Below are 25,656 nucleotides of genomic sequence, written 5' to 3'. Positions count from 1 at the left end.
TTTCGTCGCACTCAGCTTTTCATCGTTATGTCAGCGTTACGTTTCGATTGATTGTCGTTACGTATGGAGCTTGTAGACGATGGCGTTGAGCCTGCGCAGATCTTTCCTTTTGACGTTTACAGCCGTGGCCGGTCTTTCCGCCTCTGGCGCTCTAGCCGCGAATGTCCCGGTGGACGTTACCGCCACGAAGAAGAAGACCCTGGTCAAGACAAAGCAGGCTTCGCCCAAGTCTGAGACGATTATGGTAACGGGCTCGTATCTGCGTAGCTCGAATAACAGTTCCGCCAACCCGGTTCAGGTCATTACTGCCAAGCAGATCCAGCAGACTTCGGCGACCTCGCTCGGTGATTACCTGCAGCGCCTGCCTTCTGTCGGCTCTTCGGGCACGCCCAATCAGCAGACCAATGGGGGCGGTGGCGTGAGCTGCACAGACATCCGCAATTTCGGCTCCAAGCGTGTCCTGATCCTGATTGACGGCAAGCGTACGGCCATTAACGCGGCAACGTCCTGCGTCGATCTGAATACTATCCCCATCGAGGAAATCGCGAGCGTCGAGATGCTCAAGGATGGCGGTTCGGAGCTTTACGGTGCAGATGCCGTGTCGGGCGTGATCAACATCAAGCTGCGTCACGACGTGACCAAGGCCACCATCACCATGCGTGGCGGCATCTCGCAATATGGCGATGCCAAGACCGGCCTGCTTTCGGCCATGAAAGGCTTCAATTTCGACCATGGTCGCGGCAACGTCACCCTGTTCGGCCAGTACAACACATCCGGCGGGATCATGAGCCAGGATCGTGCCTGGGCAGCCAACCCGCAGCAGAGTAACCCGGTTACCGGCACACCTCTCTACGGGTCGTCGATCGTTCCATCCGGCCGCGTGACCAATCCGATTACCGGCACCAATCTGGTATCGAATGGCGATGGCACCTTCCACCGCTACAGCAATGCCGATCGCTATAATTTTGCCAAAGACACGATGGTGCAGAATTATAACCAGAACTCGGCGCTTTCGGGCGATGCGCATTACGACGTCGACAGTCATTTCAAGCCTTACGCCAATGTGCGTTACAGCCACACGACCACGGCGCGTCAGATGGCGGCATCCCCTGTGTCGGGCGGTATCAAGCCTTCTCCGCTTCTCTCGTCATGGACCATTCCTGCAGGCAGCCCCTACAACATCTGGGGTAAGGACGCGGTCATGTCGCGTCGTATGAACGATTTCGGTCCGCGCAAGATGGATTATGCGACGGATACCTGGACCGTTATCGGTGGCGCCAAGGGCAAGATCTGGCGTGGCTGGGAATATGACGCCTCCATGACCTACGGTCAGAGCCGCTGGACTGCGAACACGCAGAATATGGGCAATTATCGTCACCTGCTTCAGATGACCGGTGTTCGCCAGCTCGACCCGACCAATCCAGGCAGCAAGATCGTCTACGATCCCACGGTCTGCACAAGCCAGCCCGGTTGTGTGCTGTCCAATCCTCTGGCCCCGCTCTCGCCCGAGGCTGCGGCCTATGGCAAGTTTACCCAGCACGACCATGCTGAATATCAGCTGCGCGACTTCAACCTGCGCATCAATAACAGCGAACTGGTCAAGATGCCGTACGAGCATGGCGGCAATGTCGGTGTTGCCTTCGGTATGGAGCATCGCAGCGAGCAGCTGAGCAGCAAGCCCGATCCGATCGTCGTGAGCGGTGACTCCACGGGCAACGCTTCGAGCTATAGCGGCGGCGGCTTCAACGTGAACGAAGTCTATGCCGAAGGGCAGGTTCCGCTGCTTCAGAACGCGTTTCTTGCCAAGGATCTGACGATCGACGGGCAGGGCCGCTGGTCCGATTACAACACCTTCGGTTCCACGAAAAACTGGAAGGTTTCGATCAACTGGGCGCCGGTACGCGATATCCGCTTCCGCGCCACGCTGGGCACGTCCTATCGCCAGCCCAATGTGTACGAGCTTTATGGCGGCCAGAGCCTGGGTTATCCCTCGGCTTACGATCCTTGCAGTGCGGTTTCGAGCTACGGCGCACAGGCTGCCGCGGTGCAGGCACGTTGTGCCGGTGAGGGCATCAATACGGCAACCTTCGTGCCGCAGAACACCGGGCAGGTGCCGACCATCTCTGGTGGTAACGCCAAGCTGCAGCCCGAAAGCGGACGCACCTATACGATCGGTACGGTCGTAACGCCGCGCTGGGTACCGGGTCTGTCGGCTTCCGTGACCTACTGGCATTACTCGCTGAACAACACGATCAGCACGCTGGGCACGCAGTATATTCTCGATCAGTGCTATACGGGTGCGGATACCAGCAATTGCGGCGCGATTGCCGCACGTTCCACATCGCAGCAGCTCACCTCGGTCAATGCTTTTTATCAGAACCTCGGTGGGATCCGCACGAGCGGTATCGATTTCGACCTCGACTATCATGTGCGCCTGACGCCGCATGACTCCCTGAATCTGTCGAATAATATGCAGCAGCTTGTCAGCTATCTGCAGCAGAACGTGCCGAATGGTCAGTGGTATAACTACACAGGACGCCTGTTCTATGCTGGTGGCAGCGGTCAGCCGCGTGTGAGCGATTACGCTCAGGCTACATGGCAGCATGACGATTTCAGCTTTACCTATATGATGCGCTATATCGGCGGCATGGTGTGGAATAACGGTGTAACCGACCTGACGGCGAAGACGGCCGGCCAGTACAAGACGCCCGGTATCTTCACCCATGACATCACGCTGGGCTATCGCCTGAACCGCTGGAACTTCGAAGCGGGCGTCAGCAACCTCTTCGACAAAAAGCCGCCTTTCGTAATGGATGCGGCGACCAACACCAATATCTATCAGTACGGTAGCCTGATTGTCGGCCGCTATGCCTTCCTGCAGGCCGGTATAAGCTTCTGATCGGTCGGGCTCTTCCGATCCAGGGCGCTCCTTTGCGGGCGCCCTGATTTTTCCCAATTGTTTTGGCGTCCTGCTTCTGGCTCCGTTGCAGCCGGGTGCATTGCCTCGCTCTGCGTCTCTCTTGCTCTGGACAAGGGTGGCGCAGAGCGACGGTCCGTTCGTTCTCATACGGGAAAACGGTGAGCGATGCCTCTTTTCCCAAAATGAATTTTTTCGGAAAATCTCTCTGATTCAAGCATGTTCTTCCTCTGTGAGGCTCAGGGCAGGCTTTAATGCAGTGTATTGCTCACATTTTGGTGATAGATCGATCCCGCGTTTCTTTGTGCGGGATGTCATGATCTGTCTTTTGCTTTCGCGCTTCGCTGCGGCTGGCCGTTATTTCTTTCTGCTGGGAGGCGTTCTGACGCTTCTTGCGGCGCCGCAATGCCGCGCGCAGCACGCTCAGGGGGTGCAATCCGCTGGGGGCTTTGCGCCGGGCGCGCGTGCGTCCGCCTCGGCCAATGCGACCCTCGACAGTGTGGTGGGCAACCGTCCGTCGCCTGTAAAGCAGGCGCTGGGGCTGGGTGGCGTCGTCTATCGTGTCACTCCGCAAGCTGTGGTCATCGGCCCCGACGGGCAGGCGGTATCAGGCGGCTGTCCTGCTCCTGCTTCCGTTACCGCAGGGCAGTTCGTGGCGGGTGGCGCCCCCGCCGAACCGGCGCTGAGCGGAAGTTCAGGCGCTGGAACGGGCGCTTCGAAGAGCGAAACGGTCATGATCGGGGTGAGCGACCAACGTCCAGCTGGCGCCGCCGGGGCCTCTCCTCATCTACGACCGGCTGCCACCATGAACGCCTCTTTCGGCCCTTCAGGCGTTTATGTTTTGCCAATTCCCTGCCGGGTGAGCGGAACGGGTAAGCGTGCCATGATCCTTGATGCCGCAGCGACCCTGGCTTCTGCGGGTGGCAATGCCTTTGCGCTGGCAGGCAATCGCGATGGGATGCGTGAGGCTAATCAGGTCACGACGCTGGAGGATGGCGATATCGCGCTGACGGTCGCGCAGCCCGATCATGCCGAGCCGAGCCTGACCTCGAAAACCGTCGATAGCGGAAACATGGCGCGATGAGACGTCTTGTTTGCTGCGCCATACTCGCTTTCTCTCCGTTCAGTGCAAAAGCGCAATCGCTCCTCAGGCCCAGCGCCGGAACCGGTGCGGCCAGTCTGCCCAGTCGCGTCGCTCCGACGGTGAAGACGCCCGGCCTCGTGCCCAAAGCCCTGCAATCGAATACGCAGGTTGTGTCGCTCTTGCGCGCTGTCGTGTTCCAGCCTGCCGGAACGGTCGCAAGCCAGATGGCGTCACGCGCGCTGAGCACAGAGGGGCTCCCGCTTCTCGACGATCCCGCTTTCACCCGCCTCATTATGCCTTTTATCGGTCATGGCTTGAGTTTCGGTCAGATGCAGACATTGGTCGATCGGGTTGTCGGCTATTACCGGTTGAAGGGACATGCTTTCGTGACGGTCACGGTGCCGCCACAGCGCGTGCATCAGGGGGTGTTGCATCTGGACGTGATGGAATATCGCGTCGGGACGATCCATGTGGTGGGTAATCGCTGGTTTGCTGCGCGCACCATACGCAATCAGAGCGGCCTGGCGCCGGGCCAGGCACTCTCACTCGACTCCTTGCAAACAGATCTTAGCTGGCTGAACACCAACCCGTTTCGTACTGTCGATATGGTCTATCGCCCCGGTCACGCGCCGGGTTTAACCGATGTCGATCTGAAAGTGGCCGATCGTCTGCCGCTTTACGTTTACGGTGCCTACAACAATCAGCTCGATCCGACACTCGGGCGTCTTAACTGGGATGTAGGCGTCTCATGGGGCAATGGCTTCAATCTGGGTCATATCCTTACCTATCAGCTCCAGCGCAGCGTCTCGGGGCGCTTTACCGGGCATAATGCAAGCTGGGAGATTCCCCTGTCATCGCGCGACGCGTTGCTGATTTACGGCAGTTATTCGGTGTCTTACCCGGTCGCCGATCAGCCTCTGACCAATAAAGGCGTGTCGGGGCAGGCCTCGCTCCGCTGGCTGCATATGTTGCCGCATTGGGCAATAGGGTCACGTTTTGGGGTCGACGGCACAGTGCAGGCGGGGTTCGACTGGAAATCGACCATTTCGGATCAGTTCAGCGCGGCGGTTCCACTCATTCTGGCCAATGCAGAGACCAATCAGTTCGTGCTGGGCTTTATCGGTTCGCTTCAGGATCCATGGGGAAAGACGGAAATCAATAACCAGATCGTCTACGGTCCCCCTGGAATTTCGGCTTACAACAAGCGCGGCTGGTATGAGACGATTTTTCCCAATGCCAAACCGAACTATGTTTATGACCGGCTGATGCTGAACCGGGCGCTTTCTCTGCCTGGCAAGTTCAAGGCCAACACAAAGCTCTCATGGCAGGGCGCGACTCATAATCTGCTCTATAGCGAGCAGCTCATGATCGGCGGGATGGGCACGGTGCGCGGTTATTACGTCAATACATCCTTCGGAAGCCGCGCCTTTACCTTCAGCGAAGAAGTGACGACGCCGGGTTTCTCTCTTGGCAAGACGCTTGGTCTCGGCACGCTTGAGGACACCAATACGGCCGGAGCATTTTGGGACTGGGGCGATAATTCGCAGGTTCATCCTGCCGGAATCGGTCCGCGCGTCGTGACGCTGGCAAGCGTGGGGGTTGATCTGAACAGCAAGATCAACAGGGCACTCAATGTGACGGTCGATGCGGGCTGGCGTCTCAGACGCGCTGCCAGTCGCGGGAGCCGGGGGGTATTCTGCGATTTCAATGTGATCGCAGGATTCTGAAAAAGCGCTACGCGCGATCAGTTCATAGGGATTGCGACAGCGACACCTGCCGCCATCGAGCCATGACCGCGCCGCTGGTCATTGGCACCGGCGCCACCAGCTAGAGCATCGCCCACCTGATGGTGGTTGCGCTGAAAGAAATCGGCTCTCAGGCTCGCATCGTCATCGCTGTTGCGTGACCTGGGTGCTTCGAAATCGTCATCGGGCAGAGGGGCTTGGGTAAAACCGTCCTTGCTGGCTGAAGCAGGCGCCCTAACGGTCAGGGAGGCCTGCCGAATAAGGGGTTCCTCAGCGGTGGTCGGTTCAAGCGAGAACGACGAGGTCGCGTTCAGCCCGGAAGAGGCAGAAGGCGAGTGCCTGACAGTCGTGCCACGCGATGCAGTGGTATTATCGGCAGCCTGAGCGACGTTCAGGCCGATACTGGCAAACAGGGCAAGAGCAAGACAGGCGCGCAAGGGTGCGTTCCCTTTTTCCGGTTCAAGTGGAAATTCAGCTAGAACCGGACTCGTTACCGGCTGCAGGAACTGTATCCATCCAGGAAAAGTGAATGCAACCCTGACAAGCCGATTGTATCACGCCGATACGAAACGTGATGCAACCGGCCCGTATAACCCGATCAGATCGGGAAAGCGTGGTGCGCTGCGTCTGTCAGGACAGAGATACCCGGAAGCAACTTGCCTTCAAGCCACTCCAGAAAGGCACCGCCTGCCGTCGAGACATAGCTCATCTCGTCGGCGGCGCCAGCATGGCGCAGGGCCGATACCGTATCGCCACCACCGGCGATGGTCTTGAGGGTGCCAGCCTTGGTCAGCTCGGCAGCCTTCTGCGCCACAGCGACAGTTGCCGCGTCAAAAGGTTTGATCTCGAACGCGCCAAGCGGACCGTTCCAGACCAAGGTTTTTAAACTCTCGAGCTTGGCGTTGATCAGAGCGACGGTCTGGGGACCGGCATCAAGGATCATGGCGTCAGCCGGTACCGCGTTGATGTCGCAGACTTCCGACGGCGCCCCTGCACGGAATTCCCGGGCAATCACGGCATCGACCGGCAGGATGATCTCGCATTTGCCGTCATTGGCTTGGGCGAGGATCTTGCGCGCCGTCTCGTGCATCTCGGCTTCCTGCAGCGACTTGCCGACGGAAACGCCCTGAGCCGCGAGGAAGGTATTAGCCATCGCACCGCCGATGAACAGTACATCGACCTTGCCAAGCACATTCCCGATCAGGTCAAGCTTGGTCGAGATCTTGGCACCACCGATAAGGGCGCCCACGGGGCGATCCGGCAGTTCGAGGGCGGCGGAAAGCGCGTTCAGTTCGGCTTCCATCAGACGACCGGCATAGGCAGGCAGGTGACGGGCCAGCCCTTCGGTGGAGGCATGGGCGCGATGAGCGGCAGAGAAGGCATCATTCACGTAGATGTCGCCCAGACGGGCAAGCATGGCGGTGAACTCGGGGTCGTTCTTCTCTTCGCCAGCATAGAAGCGCGTGTTTTCAAGCACGCAGACTTCGCCGTCCTTCAGCTTCGCCACGGCATCTTCCGCCTTCGACCCGACGCAGTCAGAGACGAAATGCACCTTGTGCTGGATCTTGGATTCCAGCATTTCGGCTACGGGAGCAAGCGACATGCTGGGCACGACCTGACCCTTGGGGCGGTCAAAATGGCTCAGAATGATAACGCGCGCGCCTTTATCGGCCAGCTCGCAGATGGTCGGGATGACGCGGTCGATACGCGTCGTGTCCGTGATGGCACCGTCACGCACTGGCACGTTGAGGTCGGCGCGCAGCAGAACGCGCTTTCCCTCAGGAGACAGATCATCGAGCGTGTGGAAACTGGCCATGCGCTATACTCCCGTTTTCTTGTTTCTTAGAGGCTGCCGAAAAGCGCTGCCGTGTCGGACATGCGGTTCGAGAAACCCCATTCATTGTCGTACCAGGAGCAGATGCGCACCATCTTGCCGCCATCGATCACCGCCGTCTGCGTGGCGTCGAAGGTCGAGGAAGCATAGGAATGGTTGAAGTCGCTGCTCACCAGCGGCGCCTCGTTATAGTCGAGCACACCCTTCAGCGGGCCTGCGGCAGCTTCGCGCAGGGCGTCGTTGACTGCCTGTGCCGAAGCCGGAGCGCGGCTCGGGATGAAGTCGAGCGACACGACCGAGACATTCGGCGTCGGCACGCGGATCGAGGTGCCGTCCAGACGGCCCTTGAGATGCGGCAGAACCAGACCAATGGCCTTGGCAGCACCCGTCGAGGTCGGGATCATGTTCAGCGCAGCGGCGCGGGCGCGGCGCGGGTCGCGGTGATGGGTGTCGACCGTGCGCTGGTCACCCGTGTAGGAGTGGATGGTCACCATGTAGCCGCATTCGATGCCGAAGGCTTCGTCCAGCACCTTGGCGACGGGCGCCAGACAGTTGGTCGTGCAGGAGGCGTTGGAGATGACCGTCATGTCCTTCGTCAGCATGGCATTGTTCACGCCATAGACAATGGTGGCATCGACATCGGTGCCAGGAGCGGAAATCAGAACCTTGCGCGCACCGGCCTTGATGAGCGCCGAGGCCTTTTCCTTGGTGGTGAACAGGCCCGTGCATTCCATGGCGACATCGACGCCTTCGAACGGCACCTTGGTCGGGTCACGCTCGGCGGAGACGCGGATCGGATCATAGGTACGGCCATTGGCCTCGATGATCAGATTATTGCCATCGACGCGCACGGTACCGGGGAAACGGCCATGGACACTGTCATAAGCCAGCAGATGGGCGTTCTCTTCCACCGAGCCAAGGTCGTTGATGGCGACCGGCACGACATCCGTACGTCCGCTTTCGATGATACCGCGCAGTACCAGACGTCCGATACGTCCAAAACCGTTGATTGCGATTTTCACAGCCATTGTAGTCTCCCGGCCAGTAGGCGGTTTCGTTATAAGAGGCGAAACCATAGCACCCTTGGAAGACGAGACGAGAGGGGGCGCTCAAAAAACTTACCGATATTTTCGTGAAAACTGGTCTTTCTGTTCCCGCTCTCTTGCTTGTGTCCGCTCTACCTGCAAGTTCTCAAGGTCATGACGATGACGAATGCTACGAATTGTGGTTTCCTGAAGTTTCGCTCCTTGGCTGGCATCGGCCTATGCCTGATTTCCGGGGCGCTTGCGGCCTGTACGCCGCCCGACCAGCGCCTGTTCAACCCCAATGCGGGCAAGCCCCCCAAGCCCTATATTCCTCCGGCGGCGCCGTCCAAGCCGCCCCCGGCGCCTTTCCTCCAAATCGTGGCAGGTACGCCCAAAGAGGAATGGGCACCCGCCGTCGAGCGCAGCACCAAGCTTGCCTTGTCGCGCAGGCCGACGATCATGTTCATCGTCTCGGTGCTTTCGCCCGAAGCAGGCAGCCCCGCCGCTCAGGTCAAGGCGCTCGAAGCCCTTACCGAGCAGGACGGCAAGGCGGTGGCAGACCAGATCGTCGCCTCTGGCGCGCCGGTCAACCAGGTGCAGATCGACGCCAGAACCGATCCTTCTGCGCCGAGAGGCCGAATCCGCATCGATCTGCGCTGATCGGTGTTGCATGCAGCGTCCGGGTGCCGATGGTTCCCGGCGCGGTTTTGTTGCCTGCCCGGTTTTGGAAAACGTGTGGAGATGGTAAGCCCTGCGCCGTCTTGAACGGGGGAGGGCATCATGAGCTTGCGCAAGGATATCTGGCGAACGGGCATTCTCGAAGCGCCGCTTGCCAGCCTGCTGCATGATCCCGACTGGTCTCGGATCCCCTGCCATTTCCTGCCCGACATGCCCCGTGCCTTCCAGTTCCGTGCCGATCCGTTCGGCGTCTGGCACGAGGACAGACTGCATGTCTTTCTCGAGGTCTATGACTATCGCAATCGTGTCGGCGAGATCGAGCTGCTCGTTTACGACCGCGCGTGGAGATTAATCAGAAACGAGATCGTGCTGCGCGAACCCTGGCATCTGTCCTATCCGCAGATCGTGCAGGCTGAGGGCTCTTTCTGGATGCTGCCTGAAGCCCATCGCTCCGGCACGCAGACACTCTATCGCGCCGAACGCTTTCCCGATCGCTGGGTCCCGGCCTGTCAGATCGATCTGGGGGGTGAGATCGCGGTCGATGCGACGCTCTGCTTTCGCGATAATTTGTGGTGGTTGATCTATACCCCGGTCCATGCGGCCAAAAAGGCGCCGAGCTGCCTTCATCTGGCCTATGCCGAGACCCTGCATGGCCCCTGGACGCGTCACAGGCAGAACCCGATCCGCCTCGACCCGTCAAGCGCAAGGGCCGGGGGCACGCCGATCGAGATCGATGGCAAGCTCATGCTGCCGGTTCAGGATTGCGCTCATACTTATGGCGGCGCCGTGCGCCCGCTCTGGTTCGACAGGCTGACGCCCGATCATGTAACCACCCATACCGGACCGGCCCTGCTGATCGCGCCCCGCTTCGCGCCGTTTACCGAAGGGATGCACACACTCTCGGCGGCAGGCGATGTCACGCTTTTCGACGTGAAAAAAACCGTCCTGTCGCCCCATGGCCTGATGATCGAAGCCGGTCGCGAACTCCGTAAATTGCGCAGGCGTCTTGGGCTAGCCTGACGCGTCCGTTCATTTCTGCGTCGGGCTCAGGGGCGGGGCTCAGGGGAGCGGGGCTTGAGGGCGGCCTCGACGGCACTGTCAAATTTCTCCGGCTGGTCGATCATGATGAAATGATAGCTGTCATCGATCCGCTGGAACCGAACATGAGGCGTTGCGGCATAACTTGTCCGATAGAGCGCATCGATCGTGGCAGCGGGCACGCCATAAACGGGATCAAAGGCGTAGATCACAGTCACGGGGGCGGTGATTTTAGGGAGCGCCGGGCGCAGATCGGTTGTCATGTCGTCATAAAGCGCGTTGGCAACCGTCTTCATGTCCGATCTTAGCCCGGCTTCTACGAGCCCGGGGCGCGCGGATTCGGTTCTGACCATTCTCGCGATGGCCTGCTCCTGGCTCATCCGACGCTGGTTCTCAGGCTGTTCCTGCAAAAGCGACCGCCTGAAGGCCTCAGCCTGTGGTTGCACCGTCTCGCGGGTGGCGGACGGGTTGAAAACAAGCGGGTAAAAGGGCAGGGCGTCGACGACGATGACGCGGCCGACGAGATCGGGCGTCTGGCTGGCCACCATGAGGGCGAGTTCACCCCCTATCGAATGCCCTATCAGCGTAGGCTTGTTGAGGTGCGCTGTTTCGATATAGCGCGACAGGGCAGAGGCGACTGACTGCATGAGCTTATCGGGTACGTTCTTCTGTGCCGGTTCACCTGCAAACCCGGCAAGCTGCACCAGATGCAGCCGATAATGCGTTTTGAGCCGCGCAGCCACTCCGTCCCAGACTGAGCGTGGAGAGGCAAGGCCCGGTATCAGAATAACATCCTGCCCGCTGCCTTCGATCACAACCGAGAAAGGCTGGGTTCTTTGCTGCGTTGCTGTTGCGCTCGCCGCGCGAGAGATCGACGGCGTGACAACAAGCGAGGCGATAAGCAGGGCTGGAAAGAAGCGTCTGAGGATCATGGGTTTTTCTTTTTTTCAGCTTTGGGCAAGAAAAGGGAATGCTAGCGACCGGTCAAAAATTCCAGTACGCGCCGCCAGAAGCGGGCCTCAGCCAGCATGAGCCGCACCACGACCGGCGGAATTCCCTGGGCCTCCAGAAAGCGCGGATCGCATTCCCGACCGAAAATCACGCGCAGAAGCGCAATCAGCGCGGCTCCTTCACAGATCAAGACGAAGCTGATGCATAATGCTCGTAGCCAGCCTGTACGGCCCAGAAATATGGTCGGCATACAAGGCAGGGTGGCTTGTGCCAGCCATAGCGCCGAACCGCCCAGCGACACGCCGCGCATCAGGCCCTGACCGAGCGATCGTGGACGGTAGCAGTAGAAAAAACTCGTCAGCAGCGTCCCGACCCAGAAACAGACAAGCCATGAGCGCGTCCTTTGCGGGAGCGTTGCCGAGATTACTGAGGAGAACCAGAAAAACAGGAGAGCGTAAGAGACCAATCCGTAAATATAGAACCAGTTTTTACGGATTGAAGGCATCGTCCGGAGGCTCCATTTCGACATCGCATCATACGCAGCGGAAAGGTTTTGGCGACCACCCGACCGTTCAAAGCGACGTGAAGGTTTTCTGCGCAGGAGGGAGAAAAAGCGTCGGGCTTTCTCTCCATGCGCGCGCCGCTATGTCAGCGCGCCGTTACGTGCCGCAGAAGGTTGCGTGGACGATCTGCTCAGGCATAGGGGGCAGTTCGTAAGCGGCATCGTTGTCGTAGGGTTGGCGTAGGCGCTGGAGAAGGGCTTCAAACACCGAAAAATCGCCGGTTTCGGCGGCGGCAATGGCTTCGGCAACGCGATGATTGCGGGCGATCACGGCAGGGTTGTTGCGTTGCATCAGATCTTGTTGTGCCTTCAGGGAGGCGGGTTCCAGAGCGCGTCTTGCCTGCCAGTCTGCCATCCACCGCTCGAGCGTTGCGGGTGCATGCCCGGCAACCAGGTTTTCGTTTCGCGCGAGACGGCGGAAGCTGAGCGTCCAGTCCAGCGTCTCGGTTTCCATGACTTCTAACAGCGCCTCGATCAGCGTCTTATCCTGATCCCCCTTCGTGGCCAGGCCCAGTTTGGGGCGCATCCGGTCCAGCCAGGCTTCCTCATAGAGACTCTGGAACCGGCCCAGCGCCTCCTGTGCCCAGGCGAGTGCGCGGTCTTCGTTCGTGTCGAAAAACGGAAGCAGCGTCTCTGCCAGTCGGGCGAGGTTCCACCCAGCCAGACGCGGCTGATTGCCATAGGCATAGCGTCCGTTACGATCGATCGAGCTGAACACCTTGTCATGGCTGTAAGTGTCGAGAAACGCACAGGGGCCGTAATCGATGGTTTCGCCCGACAGCGTCATGTTGTCCGTATTCATTACCCCATGCACGAAGCCGAGGCTCATCCAGCGCGCGACGAGCTGGGCCTGTCTGGCCACGACCGTCTCGTAGAGCGCCTTGACCGGGTTCTCGGCCTCGCGTGCCGAGGGGGCATGACGGTCGATAGCGAGATCGCAGAGAAAGGCCAGTGCCTCACGGTCTTCGCGCGCGGCAAAATACTGGAAGGTGCCAACGCGCAGATGGCTCGCTGCAACCCGTGTCAGAATGGCGCCGGGTTGGGGTTTGTCGCGCCAGATCGTCTCACCGGTCGTGACGGCGGCGAGCGCGCGCGTGGTCGGCACGTTGAGGGCTGCCATGGCCTCACTCACCAGATATTCGCGCAGTACCGGGCCGAGTGCGGCCAGACCGTCACCGCGCCGCGAAAAAGGGGTCGGGCCCGACCCCTTGAGCTGTACGTCGTGCACGTCACCCCGAGCGTCGGTCACGACCCCGAGCAGATGGGCGCGTCCATCACCGAGCTGCGGCACGAACTGGCCGAATTGATGTCCGGCATAGGCCTGGGCCAGTGCGGGAACGCCTTCGATGCGGGTTTGACCGCTCAGGAGGGCAACGCCTTCTGGAGATCTCAGCCATTCGGGTGCGAAACCGAGCGTTTCGGCCAGAGCGTCATTCAGGGCCACGAGGCGCGGTGCCGCGAAAGAGGCCGGGTTTACTTCGACAGCCATGGAGGCCGGGAAATTCGCGCGGCGGAGAGGGAGATGCATGATACCTCTGGGGTGCAGGCCGAACAGGGAAGTCAGAAAAGCGCAAGGACGTTCTCGTCACTCAGAGATAACGCCCGCCCGCCCCGCCGCAAGGTCAGGCCAAACGGAAAGCAGGCAAGTTTTTTCGCCCTTTCCCTTTCCATTTTGGGGCCGGGCGTCCAAAACCCCTTCATGTCGACACAGCCCTCAGCCGCCAGACGGATTGTCCATAATGTCAGCTTTCTGACATTGGGGCGTATCGCCACGGCGCTTTGCAGCTTTGCCTATATCGCTTTTGCGGTTCGGGCGCTGGGGCTGGGGCAGTTCGGTCTGCTGATCCTGATCCATTCTCTCGGTATCATGGCTTCGACCTTTTCGCGTATGCAGTCATGGCAGACGCTCATCCGCTTCGGTAACGAGCCCTATGCCCGGCGCGATCTCGATCTGCTGCGCCAGATTCTGGGGTTCTGCATCAGGCTCGACCTGCTTTCGGCAGTCGTTGCCGTGTCGATCGGGGTAATCAGCGTCGCGCTATACAGCCATATCGCGCACTGGACCCCCTGGGTTACGTCGCTGGCCTATGGCTATGCGCTGATCAGTCCGTTCATGTATACGGGCTGGAGCAACGGGGTTCTGCGTCTGACAGACCGTTTTCACCTGGTGCCCATCAGCGATACGGCAACGGCCATCTTCCGCACGGCGGGGACGGCGATGGGTTTTGCGCTGCACCTGCATCTCGGTTTTTTTGTGCTGATCTGGGCCGGGGCGGTCCTGCTCGATTACGGGCTTTTCCTGTTTTTCGCCCTCACGACCCTGCGCCGGAAAATCGGGCTGCGGCTCCGCTGGCGCGACGTGCTGACACAGTGGCGCTGGCAATTGCCGGGCATGTGGGCCTTTACGCGCTCGACCAGCATCAATCAGACGCTTGGAGCGGTTTCGGGCCATATCAGCACCCTGGTCGTCGGCTCGCTTCTGGGTTCTGCCGAGGCCGCCGTATTCCGCATCTGCCGGCAGATTGCCGATGGTATCGTCACCCCGGCCCAGATGCTGTCGCCCGTGCTTTATCCCGAACTGGTCAAGATGCGCGACCGTCAGGACTGGCGTGGCCTCAAGCGCCTCACCTGGAAAATCTTCGCCATGCTTTGCGGCGTTTCGGTGGCGCTTCTGATTGTATCGGCTTTTTTCGGGGGGCGCATTTTTGCGCTGATGCTGCATATCCATTTGCATGGCACGACCTATTACATCTCGATCATGCTTGTTTCGGCGGTACTGACCCTGCTTATCGTTCCGCTGGAGCCCCTGTTGACGGTCATGGGGCAGATCGGCTTCCTCATGGCCAATCGAACCTGGATCACGCTTGCCTATTTTCCGGTGCTTTACGGTCTGACGGCTGCGTGGTCGCTCAAGGGGGCTTGCTATGCGACGGTGTTCAGCAGTTTCATCATGTTCGTGACACGGCTCTGGCGCGCCATCATCTGTTCTCTGCGCCCGACGAAAGAAACCGCCAGAACGCCTGTCGTCGACCAGTCAGCGGTACCGACCGAAGGCGAGATACCCGCTGAAGCCTGATTCTTTGGCCTTACTGCTCCGCCCCGTTCGGGTCGAACCCCAGAGACGCCAGAACAAGTCTGTCCTCCCAGCGATCATGCATGAGAGACGGCAGAATGCCGAGCGTGGCCAAAGACGGATCGCGCAGCATGACGCCGTCGAGGCGGGATTCCTTCAGCCTTACCCAGCACCACAGATCGCCATGTGGCCCTTCGGCGGCGCCAATGCCTTCGCCCGAGCCGGTCGGGACCGGAGGCTGCATGGGCAGGGGCGCACCGAATTGCGTTGCGATACGCTCGATGCGGCGCAGGGCGTCGCGTATCTCATCTAGCCGCAGGCACTGACGCGCCCAGCCATCACCCGCAAGGCGCGATCCGGCGCGACCGGGCACATGGCGCATATCGTCCTCAAGCTGGCGCAAATCGAAGGAGCGCCCCGAGGCGCGAGCGATCAGCCCTCCAAGACAGAAGCGCTCTGCTGTCGAGGCGGTGATGACACCGAGCCCTTCGAGCCCTTCAGCCATCTGGTCGTGCAATCCCTCCAGAACCGGCAGGCGTGGCATCAAGGCGTCATGAACCGCATGGGCGAGCGCGCAGATATCGATTCCGGCAGCAATGCCGTCTGGCGCGATCGCATCGACCAGACGCCTTGAGGCGCCATGCTGGGTGCAGAGCGCGACACAGAGATCTTCGGCAAGGGCGGCATGGGTGGCAAGAAGCGCGAACCCTGTCAGGCGCGCCATCTGGGCGATATCGCGGCAATGCACCGCAATACGCTCGATTTCTGCCAGAATCGTGCGTGCATCGCGCACGGCGTTCGAGGGGATGAGCCCCAGCGCCTGTTCGACGGCGCGCGAATAGGCGAGGGGTGCGGCCACGAAGCCTGCCGAGACGCAGCGCCCGATCAGACGCAGCGCCTCCTCCGGCTTGCGGCCCTGAACCTGTTGCATGAGCCCGGTATGCGCCGCCCCCGGCATGATCTGCCTGCCTTTCCAGACGAAAGGCGCCATGTCGGTATGTAACGCCTCACGAAAACCGGCATCGGGCGGCGTATGATCCGACGCAACGGAACGTTGCGATAGGGGTGAGATACTTGCCCAGCCGCCATGATCGAGCGCAGGCTCGGTATCGGCAGCACCCAGAGGCAGGCAGCCCCAGAGATCCTGCGCGATGCGTTCCGGCCACGAGGCGGCCGGGACCGATGCCGAAAGGGCAAAATAGCGCCCGTCTATGAGCGGCGTGCTCGCCATGAGCGGTGTTTCCTGATCCAGAAACAGCGCATAAGCCCGGCTGTCATCGCACCAATGGGCGATAAACCAGCCCGGCATGGCCTCGATCATGGCGCGCCATTGGGGTTCGTCCAGTGCGTAGTGGTAGGGCGCCAGACGCTCGCCTTGCCTGATATGCTGCGCCATGCTCATGGGGCTCTCCAGTGCAGGGCCCAGACAGGCTCAGGCAGGGTCATGAGAAAAGGCGAGGCTAGCCCCAGAGTGAGCAGAGCTCCCAGCACAATCCTGTCCTGCCATGATGAGGGCAGGATAAAACCTAGACGCGCGCGGCTTGCCATCAGGCCGAGAGCCAGCAGGCACAGCAAAACCGGAATCACGCCCGTTGTCGCCAACCCAGCCACGATCCCGAGACCTGCCGCGAAGCCCGGCCAGGGGGGCAGACTGCCCAGGATCCAGAAACGGGCCGATCTGTTGATCGACGGGGCGGCGGCCAGAGCCAGAGCGCTGCTCATCAGAAGCAGCGCCGGCACGACGCCATGAGGCAGGGCAGAGGCGATGACTGCCAGCGCCACGAGCGGTCGATAATTGTCCTGCCTGGTTCCCACGCACAGCCACAGACCGGCCAGCCCGGCGAGAATCAGCACCATATGGGTGATGTCGCGCTCAGGCAGCCGGATCATCAACGCCACGACACTCAGGCAGAGAAGCATGTCCAGAAGGGCTGTGCCCGGTTCTTCTGTCGCGGGATGGGCATGTGTCGTCACGGGGGTGCCGAGACCCGCCATGAGGCAAAGCCCGATGGAGAGAAACAGGTCGCCGAGGCGGAGTGTGGCCGCGTCCGGTGTCATCGTCGTCAGGCTCGTGCCGAGCAGGGCCAGAACCACTCCTGCAAGCCGCAGGCGCATCGATTCCCAGGCCTGTCTTGCACGTGTCGTGACCAGCGTTTCGCGCAGCGCGAGAATCAGCGCGCCGCAGGCGGTCAGGCAGGTGACCGGCAGCAGCGTGTGCACGCTGAGGGCCAGCATGATGGTGGAACTCGCCAGAAAATTGAGACAGAGGGCAAGACGTTTTTCGCGTGCCTGCCAGGAAAGAAAAGGCACGCAGCCGGCCAGGAAACAGGCCCAGCGCGCCAGAACATCCTGCCCAGAGAGAAACGGGTCCAGCAGAGCGGTGAGAATCAGCCCCGTCAGCGCGAAGAGACGCGCCGAGCGACCAGCTTGTGCCTCGGGCATGAGGGCCAGAAGGCAGGCAGCCAGAAGCGGCCATGTGGGCACCAGAAATCTGGCGATCTGATGCAGGGTCTCAGCCATTGCGCGGCCCCTCCAGACGCAGCCAGGCTAGTCTCGGCATCAGCCAGCCGCCCAGAGCCAGTAAGCCGCCCCAGACCAGCGCCGTACCCAGAAGGAGGGGCCAGCTCTGGCTATAGCCGCCCAGCAGCAGCAGGCCATTCAGGGCGCAGAGCAACCCGACCAGCTGAAGCAGGGGTACGGGCAGAGCAGCGGCGCAGAGACCGGAAAGAACAATCCCGATACAGATCATCACAGGCAGACCCGGTGTGGCGGCGAGTGCCGTGAGCAGCACGAGTCCGATGGCGGCACACAGGGCGAGGCCTGCTGCCTGCTGGGTGGCGCGGCGCTCGCGCAGATCGCCCGATCGCCAGGCGACATGGGCGCGCAGCACGATCCACCCCGCGCCATTGAGCACGGGCAGCAGAATGAGCGCGGCCATGGCCGGCGCGCCATGGCCGATGACCGATACGCAGGCAGCAGCACAGGTGCCATGAAAAGGCAGGATACGCCCGTCACGCCCGATCGCACCGAGAGCGATCAGCAGGGCAAGGCCGAGCAGGACGGTCATACTGCCAGCCTTCCCGCGAGAACGAGCAGGATTGCCGCACCGCTCAGGACCAGAGCGAGGCGCGCCGCAGGCAGAGGGCGACAAGCGCGCCAACCAGCGGCCAGAACGACCATCAGGGCGAGTTTGGCAGGGGCCGCGATGCACCAGAGTGCGATCAGCGTGCCCAAAGGGCGGGTGCCAGTCGCAATCGAGTCCGGCCAGACCAGATCGGCGATCAGCAGATACCAGCAGCAGGCAGACAGATCGTGGCTATAGCGCAGCAGGGCGCGGTGCCGCCCCTGTGCGGATGCGATCAGCTCCTCATGCCAGCTATCTGACAGAAAGCGCCGGTTCAGCACCAGAAGCAGGGCGGCTGCGATGAAAACCAGCCCGCCGATCAATGTCGGGGCCGGTTGCAGAAGCCGCTGTTGCAGCAGACCGACGAGCGTTCCGGCGCCGGGCAGGCCGATGGTAATCAACGTGCCAGTCAAGGCAAGAAGCGGCACCAGAAAAAGAAGATCGCGCCCAAGCCTGCCCAGCGAGGCGCGCAGGCGCAGGGCAATCAACCGGGTCGGTGGATTTTGCAGGGCCTGTACCCAGGCAGGCAGGCAGGAAAGGATCAACAGTACCCCGCAGGCGAGCGGCTCGGAGAGAAACCCGAAAAGCGAGCGCTCATTGGCATAAGGTATGCCTGTCATAGCCAGACATACCGAGCACAGCCCCAGCCAACAGCGCGCGGGGACGGGGCGGCGCTGAGTCCAGCCGCGGCGTATCTGCTGCCAGCGCCATCCTGGGGCGATAAAGCCGCGTCCGGCGCCAAGGTTTTGCAATCCTCGTTCCAGGTCGGTCAGAAGAGGCGCGATCACGGCAAGGCAGATCATCTGGCCGAGCGTCGCAGCCAGGGCGATGGCGAACAAGCCGATCATGCGGACCAGCCAAGCCAGGCAAGGGCAGCGGCAAGCAGAAACAGCCAGAGCGTTAAGGTCTGGCGTGTTAGGGCGGGGCCGGCTTTTCGGGAGAGGGGCACCCGATCGAAGGGCAAGGCCAGTGTCGCAGGGCGCCATCCGTTGCGAAGCGCATGCCAGCGCGTGCGTATCAGGGCGAGAGATCGCCTCGCTCCCCAGGGCAGGCGTGGTTTGAGTTCGGGCGATGGCCAGTCAGGCAGGGCACTTGCCATAGACGGCAGATGGGTCATGACGGCGGGAATGATGAGCGCCGGGATCAGGAAGATCAGCGCTGGATACCAGAAGGCGCCATCCCCGCCCGCAACGGACCAGATCGGCCAGGCGCGCCAGGTCTGCTGACCGGCACCCGCCAGATCGAGTGCCGAGACATGCAGGAATCCGAGCAGCAGACCCGGGCAGATCGACAGGCATAGGCCAAGGGTGAGCGCTGTCGGCAACCCGCCATCATGGAATGCGAAAGCCTGGGTCAGGGAGCACCAGGAGGCCAGCCAGCCTCGCACCATCAGCACGCCGATCAGAAGGCTCAGTATTACGGCCCCCGCGGTCCAGGCGGGAGAAAGCCCGCTGAGCCCGTTGACCACGTGCAGTCCGAGCCAGAAAGGCAGGAAACCGGCCAGAGGCGGCAAAGGCGTCTGGAACAGAAAGCCCCTGCTACCGAGCCCCTGGAGGGCCAGGGCCAGAATCATCGCCTCACTGCCAGCCAGAGCAGTATCGGCCAGCCCGCTTTCTCGGGCGCAGAGGGTGAGGCCGAGCAGCAGCAAAGGCCAGTAATTCAGAGCCTGGCCGATGCGCAGGCAAAGACAGAGCCCTGCCCCCAGCAGAATGAGGCCGACCGGCCAGAAAAAGCCCTGCGCCTGCAAGAGCGCAGGCACGAGAAGCGCGTAGGCCAGAAGTGGGGTTTCCGTAAAGGCGGGCAAGGTGGCGAGCCCCGCCGCGGGCGCCAGGAAGGAGAGGGCAGGAAAACCCGGCAGAATGGCGAGCGCGCATCCTGCCGGGGCCAGCAGGCCCAGTCGCCAGGCTCTAAACTTTTGCGCGTCCTGAGTTGCGTTCGCACGGTGGGCAGCCTCGGCGAGGCAGGGCAGAAAACAGAAGAGTGCGAGCGCCGGGTCATGGCAGAGAAGACCAAGACCACCGAGTGCTTCGCCCACAGGCCCTGTATGGCGACGAGGCGTCACCAGCGACAGGGTCCAAAGCACGATCCAGCACGCGCTGAACGGATCGAGTGCTATCGGGCCGATCCGGGATTCATGCGCTCCCAGCGCGCCCCAGCAGCCCAGCGCGCCCTGAATTCCCAACAAGGTCATGCGCAGCAAGGGCATGAACGGCCTGTTGTGCCTGAATGTCGCAAGGCGCAGCACAAGGCAGATCAGCAGCAGGACGAGGGGGAGGGCTGAAAACAGGGGAGCATCCTGACATGCAATGAGCGGATCAGGCTTTTCCTTACCGCAATTTCAGGCCCGACCCAATTCCTCTTCCCGGGCTTTCATGCCCGGTTGAGTGCGGGGATTTTCCACAGTCTCAGCGGCAGGCGATGGCGGTCCAGATCTCCGGCGCGTTCATGAGCCAGTTCGATCAGCTCATTCTCGCTGTTGCCCGGCGCTTGCGGGTCGTAAAAGACGAGTTCGAGTTCCGGCTCCATCTGGGAGCAGACCAGAAATCATCCGACCGCTTCACTCAGATAATCGGTAAAGCTTCTTATCTGCACGCTTGAGAGATGCGAAATCCAAATCCGACGCTCCTCCGCGAAGGGGGTGAGCCGCTGGTGATGATCGGTAGGATAGCGCTCAAATCCAGCACGGATCATGAAGGAGGTAGTCATGAAAAACGATATAACCACAAAATATGATCCATAATTACTGTAAACTATGGAAATTTCATGATTATTATATGAGATAATATTCCTATATCATTCATTTTCTTTCGGGATAGGCGGATGGATATTTCTCAATGACATCGACCGCTTTCCCGGCTGGAGGGGGAGTTAGATCATTTCGAGCGGGACCTTGCGGCGTGGCGGCGCGAAATGCGTGTCCAGGCGCGCGTAATCCTCGTCCCGCAGGGTCAGTTCCAGTGCCGCAATGTTGTTGCGCATATGAGGTCTCGAGCCAGCTTTGGGAATGGCGAGCAGGTTGGGCTGCCGAAGCGTCCAGGCGAGCGCGATCTGGGCCGGGCTCGCGGGGCCGCTCGCTGTTTCATGGTCTCTCGCGATGTCGACCAGAAGAGCGTCTTCCAGCAGCGCGCCGCCCTGGCCGAGGGGCGAATAGGCAATGGAGACGATGCCCGCTGCCCTGTCGCGCGCCAGCAGGTCAAATTCCACGCCGCGCGCCTCGAGATTATACAGGATCTGGTTCGCGGCGCAGTCAGCGTCCAGCGCGTCCAGTTCCTGCATGTCTTCGGTGTCGAAATTGGAGACACCCCAGCGACAGATCATCCCCCGGGTTTGCAGATGGGTCAGTGCCTCGACGGTTTCTTCCAGCGGAACGCCGCCGCGCCAATGCAGCAGATAGAGATCGAGGCGGTCGGTGCCCAGCCTTTGGAGGGAAGCCTCGCAACTGCGCAGGGTCTTTTCATAGCTGGCATTCGACGGGAGCACCTTGCTGATCAGGAAGACCTCGTCGCGTCGACCGCGTATAGCCTCACCGACGAGACGTTCGGAGCGACCGCTGCCGTACATTTCCGCCGTGTCGATCACGCTGAGGCCGGCATCGAGTCCAGCCCGAAGACTGGCGATCTCCTCGGCACGTGTCGCCGTTGAATCTCCGATATTCCAGCTTCCCATGCCCAATGCCGGAACGGACGTGCCGTCACGAAAACTGACCTTTTTCATGAAAACTTCCTTTTCAATCTTCAGGCCGAAGCGTCAGATCTGGGTCTGCGTTCGATAAGGATGGCAAGTCGTTAATCACGAATACGTGAGAAGTGACTCCCTATGGACTGTGCGGCGTTAGGCTGGTCGCACGAGCTCTCGGGGCAGCTTCTGCTTTCAAAGAGGAGGCCGAAAATGGTGTCTTTTGATCATCGCGTTTTCCATCGCCTTTTCGGCGGAACGGGAACGTCCGGGTCTTCTATGAGGCGGCGCGAAGGGGCTTCCGGCTGGGCCTCAAGATTGCGGGCCCGACGGGCGCCCGGCGCGTACGAAGCCGATGACGCATGGCCGGCGCGGCGCGGGGCTCGGCATTGCAGAGAGGTGGAGGTCAGGCGCCATGATCTCGGCGAAGGGTCACGCGGCGGCGTTGTACGCTGCGATGCCATAGGCTGGGGCATGGTCGTTTCGGGCTGCGCCAGACTTGAAATGTGCTCTGAAACAGGCGCGACGCTCTATCATGATGTCCTGCGCGAAGGGGATGTGTGGAGTGTGCCTTCCTCCGCCTCAGCCTGGCTGCATTGCTGTGATAATGAGCGTGCCAGCGTCGTAATGTTTGTGGGTGGCAGAGAGAACGGATCTGGCGAGACGGGCGACGACTGGTGCTGGGTCGATACGCAACCCGCGCACGGCCCGTTTCACCACGCACTATTCGATCAGACCGCCGAGACGACGCAGTGGGGCAGTATACGCGTGCTCGAAGCCGACGCCTTTGGTGACCCCGAGGCGCTCTCTGCCGCACTCGTCGAGATCAGCCCCGGCTGCTGCACCGATCTTCACTGGCATCTCAATACTTCTGTCTGGCAGATATGCCTCGATGGTGCGGGTGCCGTCACCTGTGTGCCGGCGGGTGGAGCCCAACAGGAGAAGAGGCTCCGCACCGGGATCATCGGCCATGTGCCAAGGGCAGAAGGCTATTTCATCCGCAATGACGGCAATGCGCCGCTGAGGATGCTCGAGATCTTCAGGTCGGACCATTATCACGACCTATCCCTCTCTCAATGGCTCGCCGCATCGTCTCCAGAGCTCATTGCCGCTCATCTGTGTGTGGATGTGGCCATGATTTCGAGCCTCTCCCGCCTCTGAAAACTGGTCATCCCTGAGGCTTGGTTTAGGTCGATACGTCATTATTTGGCCCTTCCGGACAAGCAGGTGTCTGCTCTGATGCAGGGTTCCGAGCCTGGTATTTGATCGGGAAGCAGGAGCGCCCATAGCGGGGGGCTTTTTCCTTCCCGAATGAACCCGAAGACGGTGCGATCAGGAACGAACCCGGCTTGTGAACCGCGATCGTCACGGATGGCCGCGTGCAGTTGGGCGTTCCCCTCGACGAGCGGGGGGAAAAGACCGCCGTAGGAGTGCTGAAATTTTCCTCTACCCGCATTGAAAGACGCTCAACATCAAAAGGGCGCTCTATGGGTTATCTCCGTCATATTATTTTCAGTGACGGTATTGCGGCAGCAAAAGGTAACTCATGGCTATCTCAAAGAGGATCATGCGCCGGAATGGCTGGCTCGCCTGTCTCTATGCCACGTTGCTGGCACTTCTTGGCGCGACCCTGATAGCAGGGGGGGCGATCCTCATTCAGGCAGGCGGTTCGTATTACTACCTCATTGCCGGGGTGATGATGCTTTCAAGTGCGGCCATGATCTGGCGGGCAGATCGGCGTGGCGCGGGGGTATACGCTGCGATGCTCGCGCTCACACTTGCCTGGTCGATCTGGGAGGTCGGCGGACATGTCTGGCAACTCGTCCCACGTCTGGTTGCGCCCTGCGTGCTCGGTTTGGGGTTGTTCCTGCCAGGCGTCATGCCTGGACCGGCACGACACTCTTTGCGTGGCATGTCTCGTTTTGGCCTGGTTCTGGGTGTCTTCGCATTATTCGGAATTCTGTTGCATGTAACGGGATCGAGCGCTCCACCAGATCCTGCCTGGCAGACGGGCAGCCCCATCGAGGCTCCCGGTCGTCTGGTGCAAGTGAAGTCAGAGGTGACTGACCAATGGCCAGCCTATGGTAACGATCAGGGCGGTTCACGCTTCAGTCCGCTCGATCAGATCAATACCGGCAATGTAGGCAAGCTCGAAAAAATCTGGGAAGCCGATACTGGCCCTAAGCCGGATAATGCTTACACGGCGGGACTTGAAGTAACGCCGATCATGATCGGCGACAGTCTTTATATCTGCAATAATTATGACGCGGTCGTCGCGTACGACGCCGAGACAGGCAAGCGACGCTGGACGTTTCAGATGAGCGATTCCCGTTCCGGCAAGCCCTGCCGGGGCGTTACCTATTATCGCGTTTCCGGTGCAACAGGGCCCTGCGCGGAGCGTCTTTATGCAGTCAGCCAGCTTCCCGATCTCGTGGCACTGGATGCGCATACAGGGCAGCTCTGTCATGATTTTGCGGTGGCGGGTCGCTATGATCTCAGACGGGGCATGAGTGCTGCGCCTTTTGGCATCTATTACGTCAGCTCTGCGCCCCAGCTCATACGTGGAAAGCTCGTCGTGGGGGGCAGCATTCTGGACAACCAGTTCTGGGGGGCGCCGTCGGGCGTCGTGCGCGCCTTCGATGCCATTTCGGGCAAGCTTGCCTGGGCGTTCGATGTGGGTCATCCCGACCGCAAGGGGGAGCCGCCTCCGGGCCAGAGCTATACACGCTCGACGCCCAATAGCTGGGCGCCTCTCAGTGCCGATGAGAAGCTCGGTCTCGTTTATCTGCCCATGGGCAATTCGACTCCGGATCTTTATGGCGCGCAGCGTCGTCCCTTCGACGACGAGAATAGCAGCGCTGTAATCGCGATCGATGCCGAAACGGGCACGCCGCGCTGGAAATTTCAGACGACCCATCATGATTTGTGGGATTACGATATTCCTTCGCAGCCGAGCCTTACCAATATACCCACCGCGAAAGGGCTGAGGGCCGGGCTGATCATGCCGACCAAACGCGGTGAGATCTTCGTGCTCGACCGCGCCACGGGCGAGCCGATCAGGGAGGTACGCGAATTGGCTGTGCCTCAGGGTGGCGGCGGCCCCGGTGACCGGCTGTCGGCGACCCAGCCGTTTTCGGTCGCGATGCCATCGTTTCGTGGCGCCACGCTGCGAGAGCGCGACATGTGGGGGCTGACGCCTATCGACCAGATGTTCTGTCGCATCAGGTTCAGACAGGCGCGCTATGAAGGCCCCCTGACACCTATCGGTCTCGATCGACCGACCATCGTGCATCCGGGTTATGGCGGCGGGGTCAATTGGGGGAGCGTTTCTCTCGATCCCGAGCGCGGCATCATGGTTGTGCCATGGATGAACCTGCCGACACGGTCGCAGCTCATTCCGCGCGAGCAGGCCAATCGGATTGGCAATGTGCTCGGGCCGACACATGGTCCGGTCAACACCCAAAATCCCATGGCAAACACGCCCTACGGTGCGATCAACGGGCCTTTTCAGTCTTTTCTCGGCGTGCCCTGCACATCGCCGCCTTACGCCTCTCTGGCTGCCGTCGATCTTCGCACTGGGCGGCTGATCTGGACAAAGCCGTTCGGCACGAGCGCCGATACGGGACCACTTGGGTTTCACACGCATGTTCCTCTCCCCATGGGTGTGCCTTTTTCAGGCGGGGGCATCACGACGCGCGGCGGTCTGATTTTCATCGCGGCGTCGATGGAGCAGGCTATCCGTGCCTATGACCTGTCCAATGGCAAGGAGTTGTGGAAAGCCCGCCTCCCTGCCGGAGGGCAGGCGACGCCCATGACCTATCGGGCGCCGCATAGCAGTCGACAGATCGTGGTCATTGCCACAGGGGGCAAGCCAACGCTCAAGACAACACAAGGTGCGCGGCTCGTTGCCTATGCGTTGCCGAAAGAATTCTCCCGCTAACGAAAGAAAA

General features: G+C 60.8%; 21 protein-coding genes. 8 read left to right on the top strand and 13 right to left on the bottom strand.

The window, feature by feature from the left end; genetic code table 11:
• The first annotated feature begins 169 nt into the window (after positions 1-169).
• The 3 genes from ABHV46_RS06860 (at position 170) to ABHV46_RS06850 (ending at position 5,728) form a co-directional block, all read left to right on the top strand.
• Positions 170-2,899, top strand: a complete 2,730-nt coding sequence (locus ABHV46_RS06860) for a TonB-dependent receptor domain-containing protein (protein ID WP_438384299.1) — start codon at positions 170-172, stop codon at positions 2,897-2,899.
• 334 nt (positions 2,900-3,233) lie between these two features.
• The gene (locus tag ABHV46_RS06855; protein WP_438383940.1) at positions 3,234-4,001 is read left to right on the top strand and encodes a hypothetical protein; all 768 of its coding nucleotides are present in this window, start codon (positions 3,234-3,236) and stop codon (positions 3,999-4,001) included.
• Positions 3,998-5,728 (top strand): ShlB/FhaC/HecB family hemolysin secretion/activation protein, encoded by a 1,731-nt coding sequence (locus tag ABHV46_RS06850; protein ID WP_438383937.1) that lies wholly within the window; start codon positions 3,998-4,000, stop codon positions 5,726-5,728. Before ABHV46_RS06855 ends, ABHV46_RS06850 begins: the two co-directional genes overlap by 4 nt.
• 17 nt (positions 5,729-5,745) lie before the next feature.
• Here the strand turns inward: ABHV46_RS06850 and ABHV46_RS06845 are convergent, their stop codons facing one another.
• The 3 genes from ABHV46_RS06845 to gap all read right to left on the bottom strand — a co-directional run bounded on the left by ABHV46_RS06845 (position 5,746) and on the right by gap (position 8,608).
• Complete coding sequence (locus tag ABHV46_RS06845; protein WP_438383935.1) at positions 5,746-6,183, bottom strand: hypothetical protein; 438 nt, start codon at positions 6,181-6,183, stop codon at positions 5,746-5,748.
• Between the two features lie 161 nt (positions 6,184-6,344).
• Positions 6,345-7,562, bottom strand: a complete 1,218-nt coding sequence (locus ABHV46_RS06840; RefSeq protein WP_438383933.1) for a phosphoglycerate kinase — start codon at positions 7,560-7,562, stop codon at positions 6,345-6,347.
• A gap of 26 nt (positions 7,563-7,588) precedes the next feature.
• Entirely contained in the window at positions 7,589-8,608 is a 1,020-nt protein-coding gene (gap, locus tag ABHV46_RS06835) for a type I glyceraldehyde-3-phosphate dehydrogenase (protein ID WP_438383932.1), read from the bottom strand.
• Between the two features lie 171 nt (positions 8,609-8,779).
• On the opposite strand from gap, the gene ABHV46_RS06830 reads away from it, so the two are divergent.
• Positions 8,780-9,265, top strand: a complete 486-nt coding sequence (locus ABHV46_RS06830) for a hypothetical protein (RefSeq protein WP_438383930.1) — start codon at positions 8,780-8,782, stop codon at positions 9,263-9,265.
• A gap of 120 nt (positions 9,266-9,385) precedes the next feature.
• Entirely contained in the window at positions 9,386-10,303 is a 918-nt protein-coding gene (locus ABHV46_RS06825; protein WP_438383927.1) for a glucosamine inositolphosphorylceramide transferase family protein, read from the top strand.
• 26 nt (positions 10,304-10,329) lie between these two features.
• Here ABHV46_RS06825 and ABHV46_RS06820 read toward each other — a convergent pair whose 3' ends face one another.
• From ABHV46_RS06820 to ABHV46_RS06810, 3 genes are all read right to left on the bottom strand, one after another.
• Positions 10,330-11,253: an alpha/beta fold hydrolase gene (locus ABHV46_RS06820; protein ID WP_438383924.1), complete on the bottom strand. Its 924-nt coding sequence runs from the start codon at positions 11,251-11,253 to the stop codon at positions 10,330-10,332.
• 41 nt (positions 11,254-11,294) lie between these two features.
• Entirely contained in the window at positions 11,295-11,777 is a 483-nt protein-coding gene (locus tag ABHV46_RS06815; RefSeq protein ID WP_438383921.1) for a hypothetical protein, read from the bottom strand.
• Positions 11,778-11,931: 154 nt separating this feature from the next.
• Entirely contained in the window at positions 11,932-13,362 is a 1,431-nt protein-coding gene (locus tag ABHV46_RS06810; protein ID WP_438383920.1) for a protein adenylyltransferase SelO, read from the bottom strand.
• On the opposite strand from ABHV46_RS06810, the gene ABHV46_RS06805 reads away from it, so the two are divergent.
• Positions 13,357-14,910 carry a lipopolysaccharide biosynthesis protein gene (locus ABHV46_RS06805; RefSeq protein WP_438383918.1) on the top strand — a complete coding sequence of 518 codons (1,554 nt, stop codon included), beginning with the start codon at positions 13,357-13,359 and terminating at the stop codon, positions 14,908-14,910. The genes ABHV46_RS06810 and ABHV46_RS06805 overlap by 6 nt on opposite strands.
• A gap of 10 nt (positions 14,911-14,920) precedes the next feature.
• Here ABHV46_RS06805 and ABHV46_RS06800 read toward each other — a convergent pair whose 3' ends face one another.
• From ABHV46_RS06800 to ABHV46_RS06770, 7 genes are all read right to left on the bottom strand, one after another.
• Positions 14,921-16,309: a hypothetical protein gene (locus ABHV46_RS06800; protein ID WP_438383916.1), complete on the bottom strand. Its 1,389-nt coding sequence runs from the start codon at positions 16,307-16,309 to the stop codon at positions 14,921-14,923.
• Positions 16,306-17,427 carry a hypothetical protein gene (locus ABHV46_RS06795; protein ID WP_438383914.1) on the bottom strand — a complete coding sequence of 374 codons (1,122 nt, stop codon included), beginning with the start codon at positions 17,425-17,427 and terminating at the stop codon, positions 16,306-16,308. Before ABHV46_RS06795 ends, ABHV46_RS06800 begins: the two co-directional genes overlap by 4 nt.
• Positions 17,420-17,974 (bottom strand): hypothetical protein, encoded by a 555-nt coding sequence (locus ABHV46_RS06790; protein WP_336946317.1) that lies wholly within the window; start codon positions 17,972-17,974, stop codon positions 17,420-17,422. Before ABHV46_RS06790 ends, ABHV46_RS06795 begins: the two co-directional genes overlap by 8 nt.
• Positions 17,971-18,879 carry a hypothetical protein gene (locus ABHV46_RS06785; protein WP_438383911.1) on the bottom strand — a complete coding sequence of 303 codons (909 nt, stop codon included), beginning with the start codon at positions 18,877-18,879 and terminating at the stop codon, positions 17,971-17,973. The genes ABHV46_RS06790 and ABHV46_RS06785 overlap by 4 nt, the downstream gene beginning before the upstream one ends.
• On the bottom strand, positions 18,876-20,237 hold the full coding sequence (locus tag ABHV46_RS06780; protein ID WP_438383908.1) for a hypothetical protein: 1,362 nt from the start codon (positions 20,235-20,237) through the stop codon (positions 18,876-18,878). The genes ABHV46_RS06785 and ABHV46_RS06780 overlap by 4 nt, the downstream gene beginning before the upstream one ends.
• A 164-nt stretch (positions 20,238-20,401) precedes the next feature.
• Entirely contained in the window at positions 20,402-20,557 is a 156-nt protein-coding gene (locus ABHV46_RS06775) for a hypothetical protein (protein ID WP_438383906.1), read from the bottom strand.
• 342 nt (positions 20,558-20,899) lie between these two features.
• The gene (locus ABHV46_RS06770) at positions 20,900-21,745 is read right to left on the bottom strand and encodes an aldo/keto reductase (protein ID WP_438383903.1); all 846 of its coding nucleotides are present in this window, start codon (positions 21,743-21,745) and stop codon (positions 20,900-20,902) included.
• Between the two features lie 174 nt (positions 21,746-21,919).
• Between ABHV46_RS06770 and ABHV46_RS06765 the strand changes: the two genes are divergently transcribed.
• The gene (locus ABHV46_RS06765) at positions 21,920-22,867 is read left to right on the top strand and encodes a cupin domain-containing protein (RefSeq protein WP_438383901.1); all 948 of its coding nucleotides are present in this window, start codon (positions 21,920-21,922) and stop codon (positions 22,865-22,867) included.
• Positions 22,868-23,252: 385 nt separating this feature from the next.
• The gene (locus ABHV46_RS06760; protein WP_438383899.1) at positions 23,253-25,646 is read left to right on the top strand and encodes a membrane-bound PQQ-dependent dehydrogenase, glucose/quinate/shikimate family; all 2,394 of its coding nucleotides are present in this window, start codon (positions 23,253-23,255) and stop codon (positions 25,644-25,646) included.
• The last annotated feature ends 10 nt before the right edge of the window (positions 25,647-25,656 follow it).

The organism is Asaia sp. BMEF1 (assembly GCF_051628905.1).
Lineage (GTDB): Bacteria > Pseudomonadota > Alphaproteobacteria > Acetobacterales > Acetobacteraceae > Asaia.
Note: the sequence above shows the minus strand (reverse complement) of the source record. Positions and strands in the feature narration are given on the sequence as shown.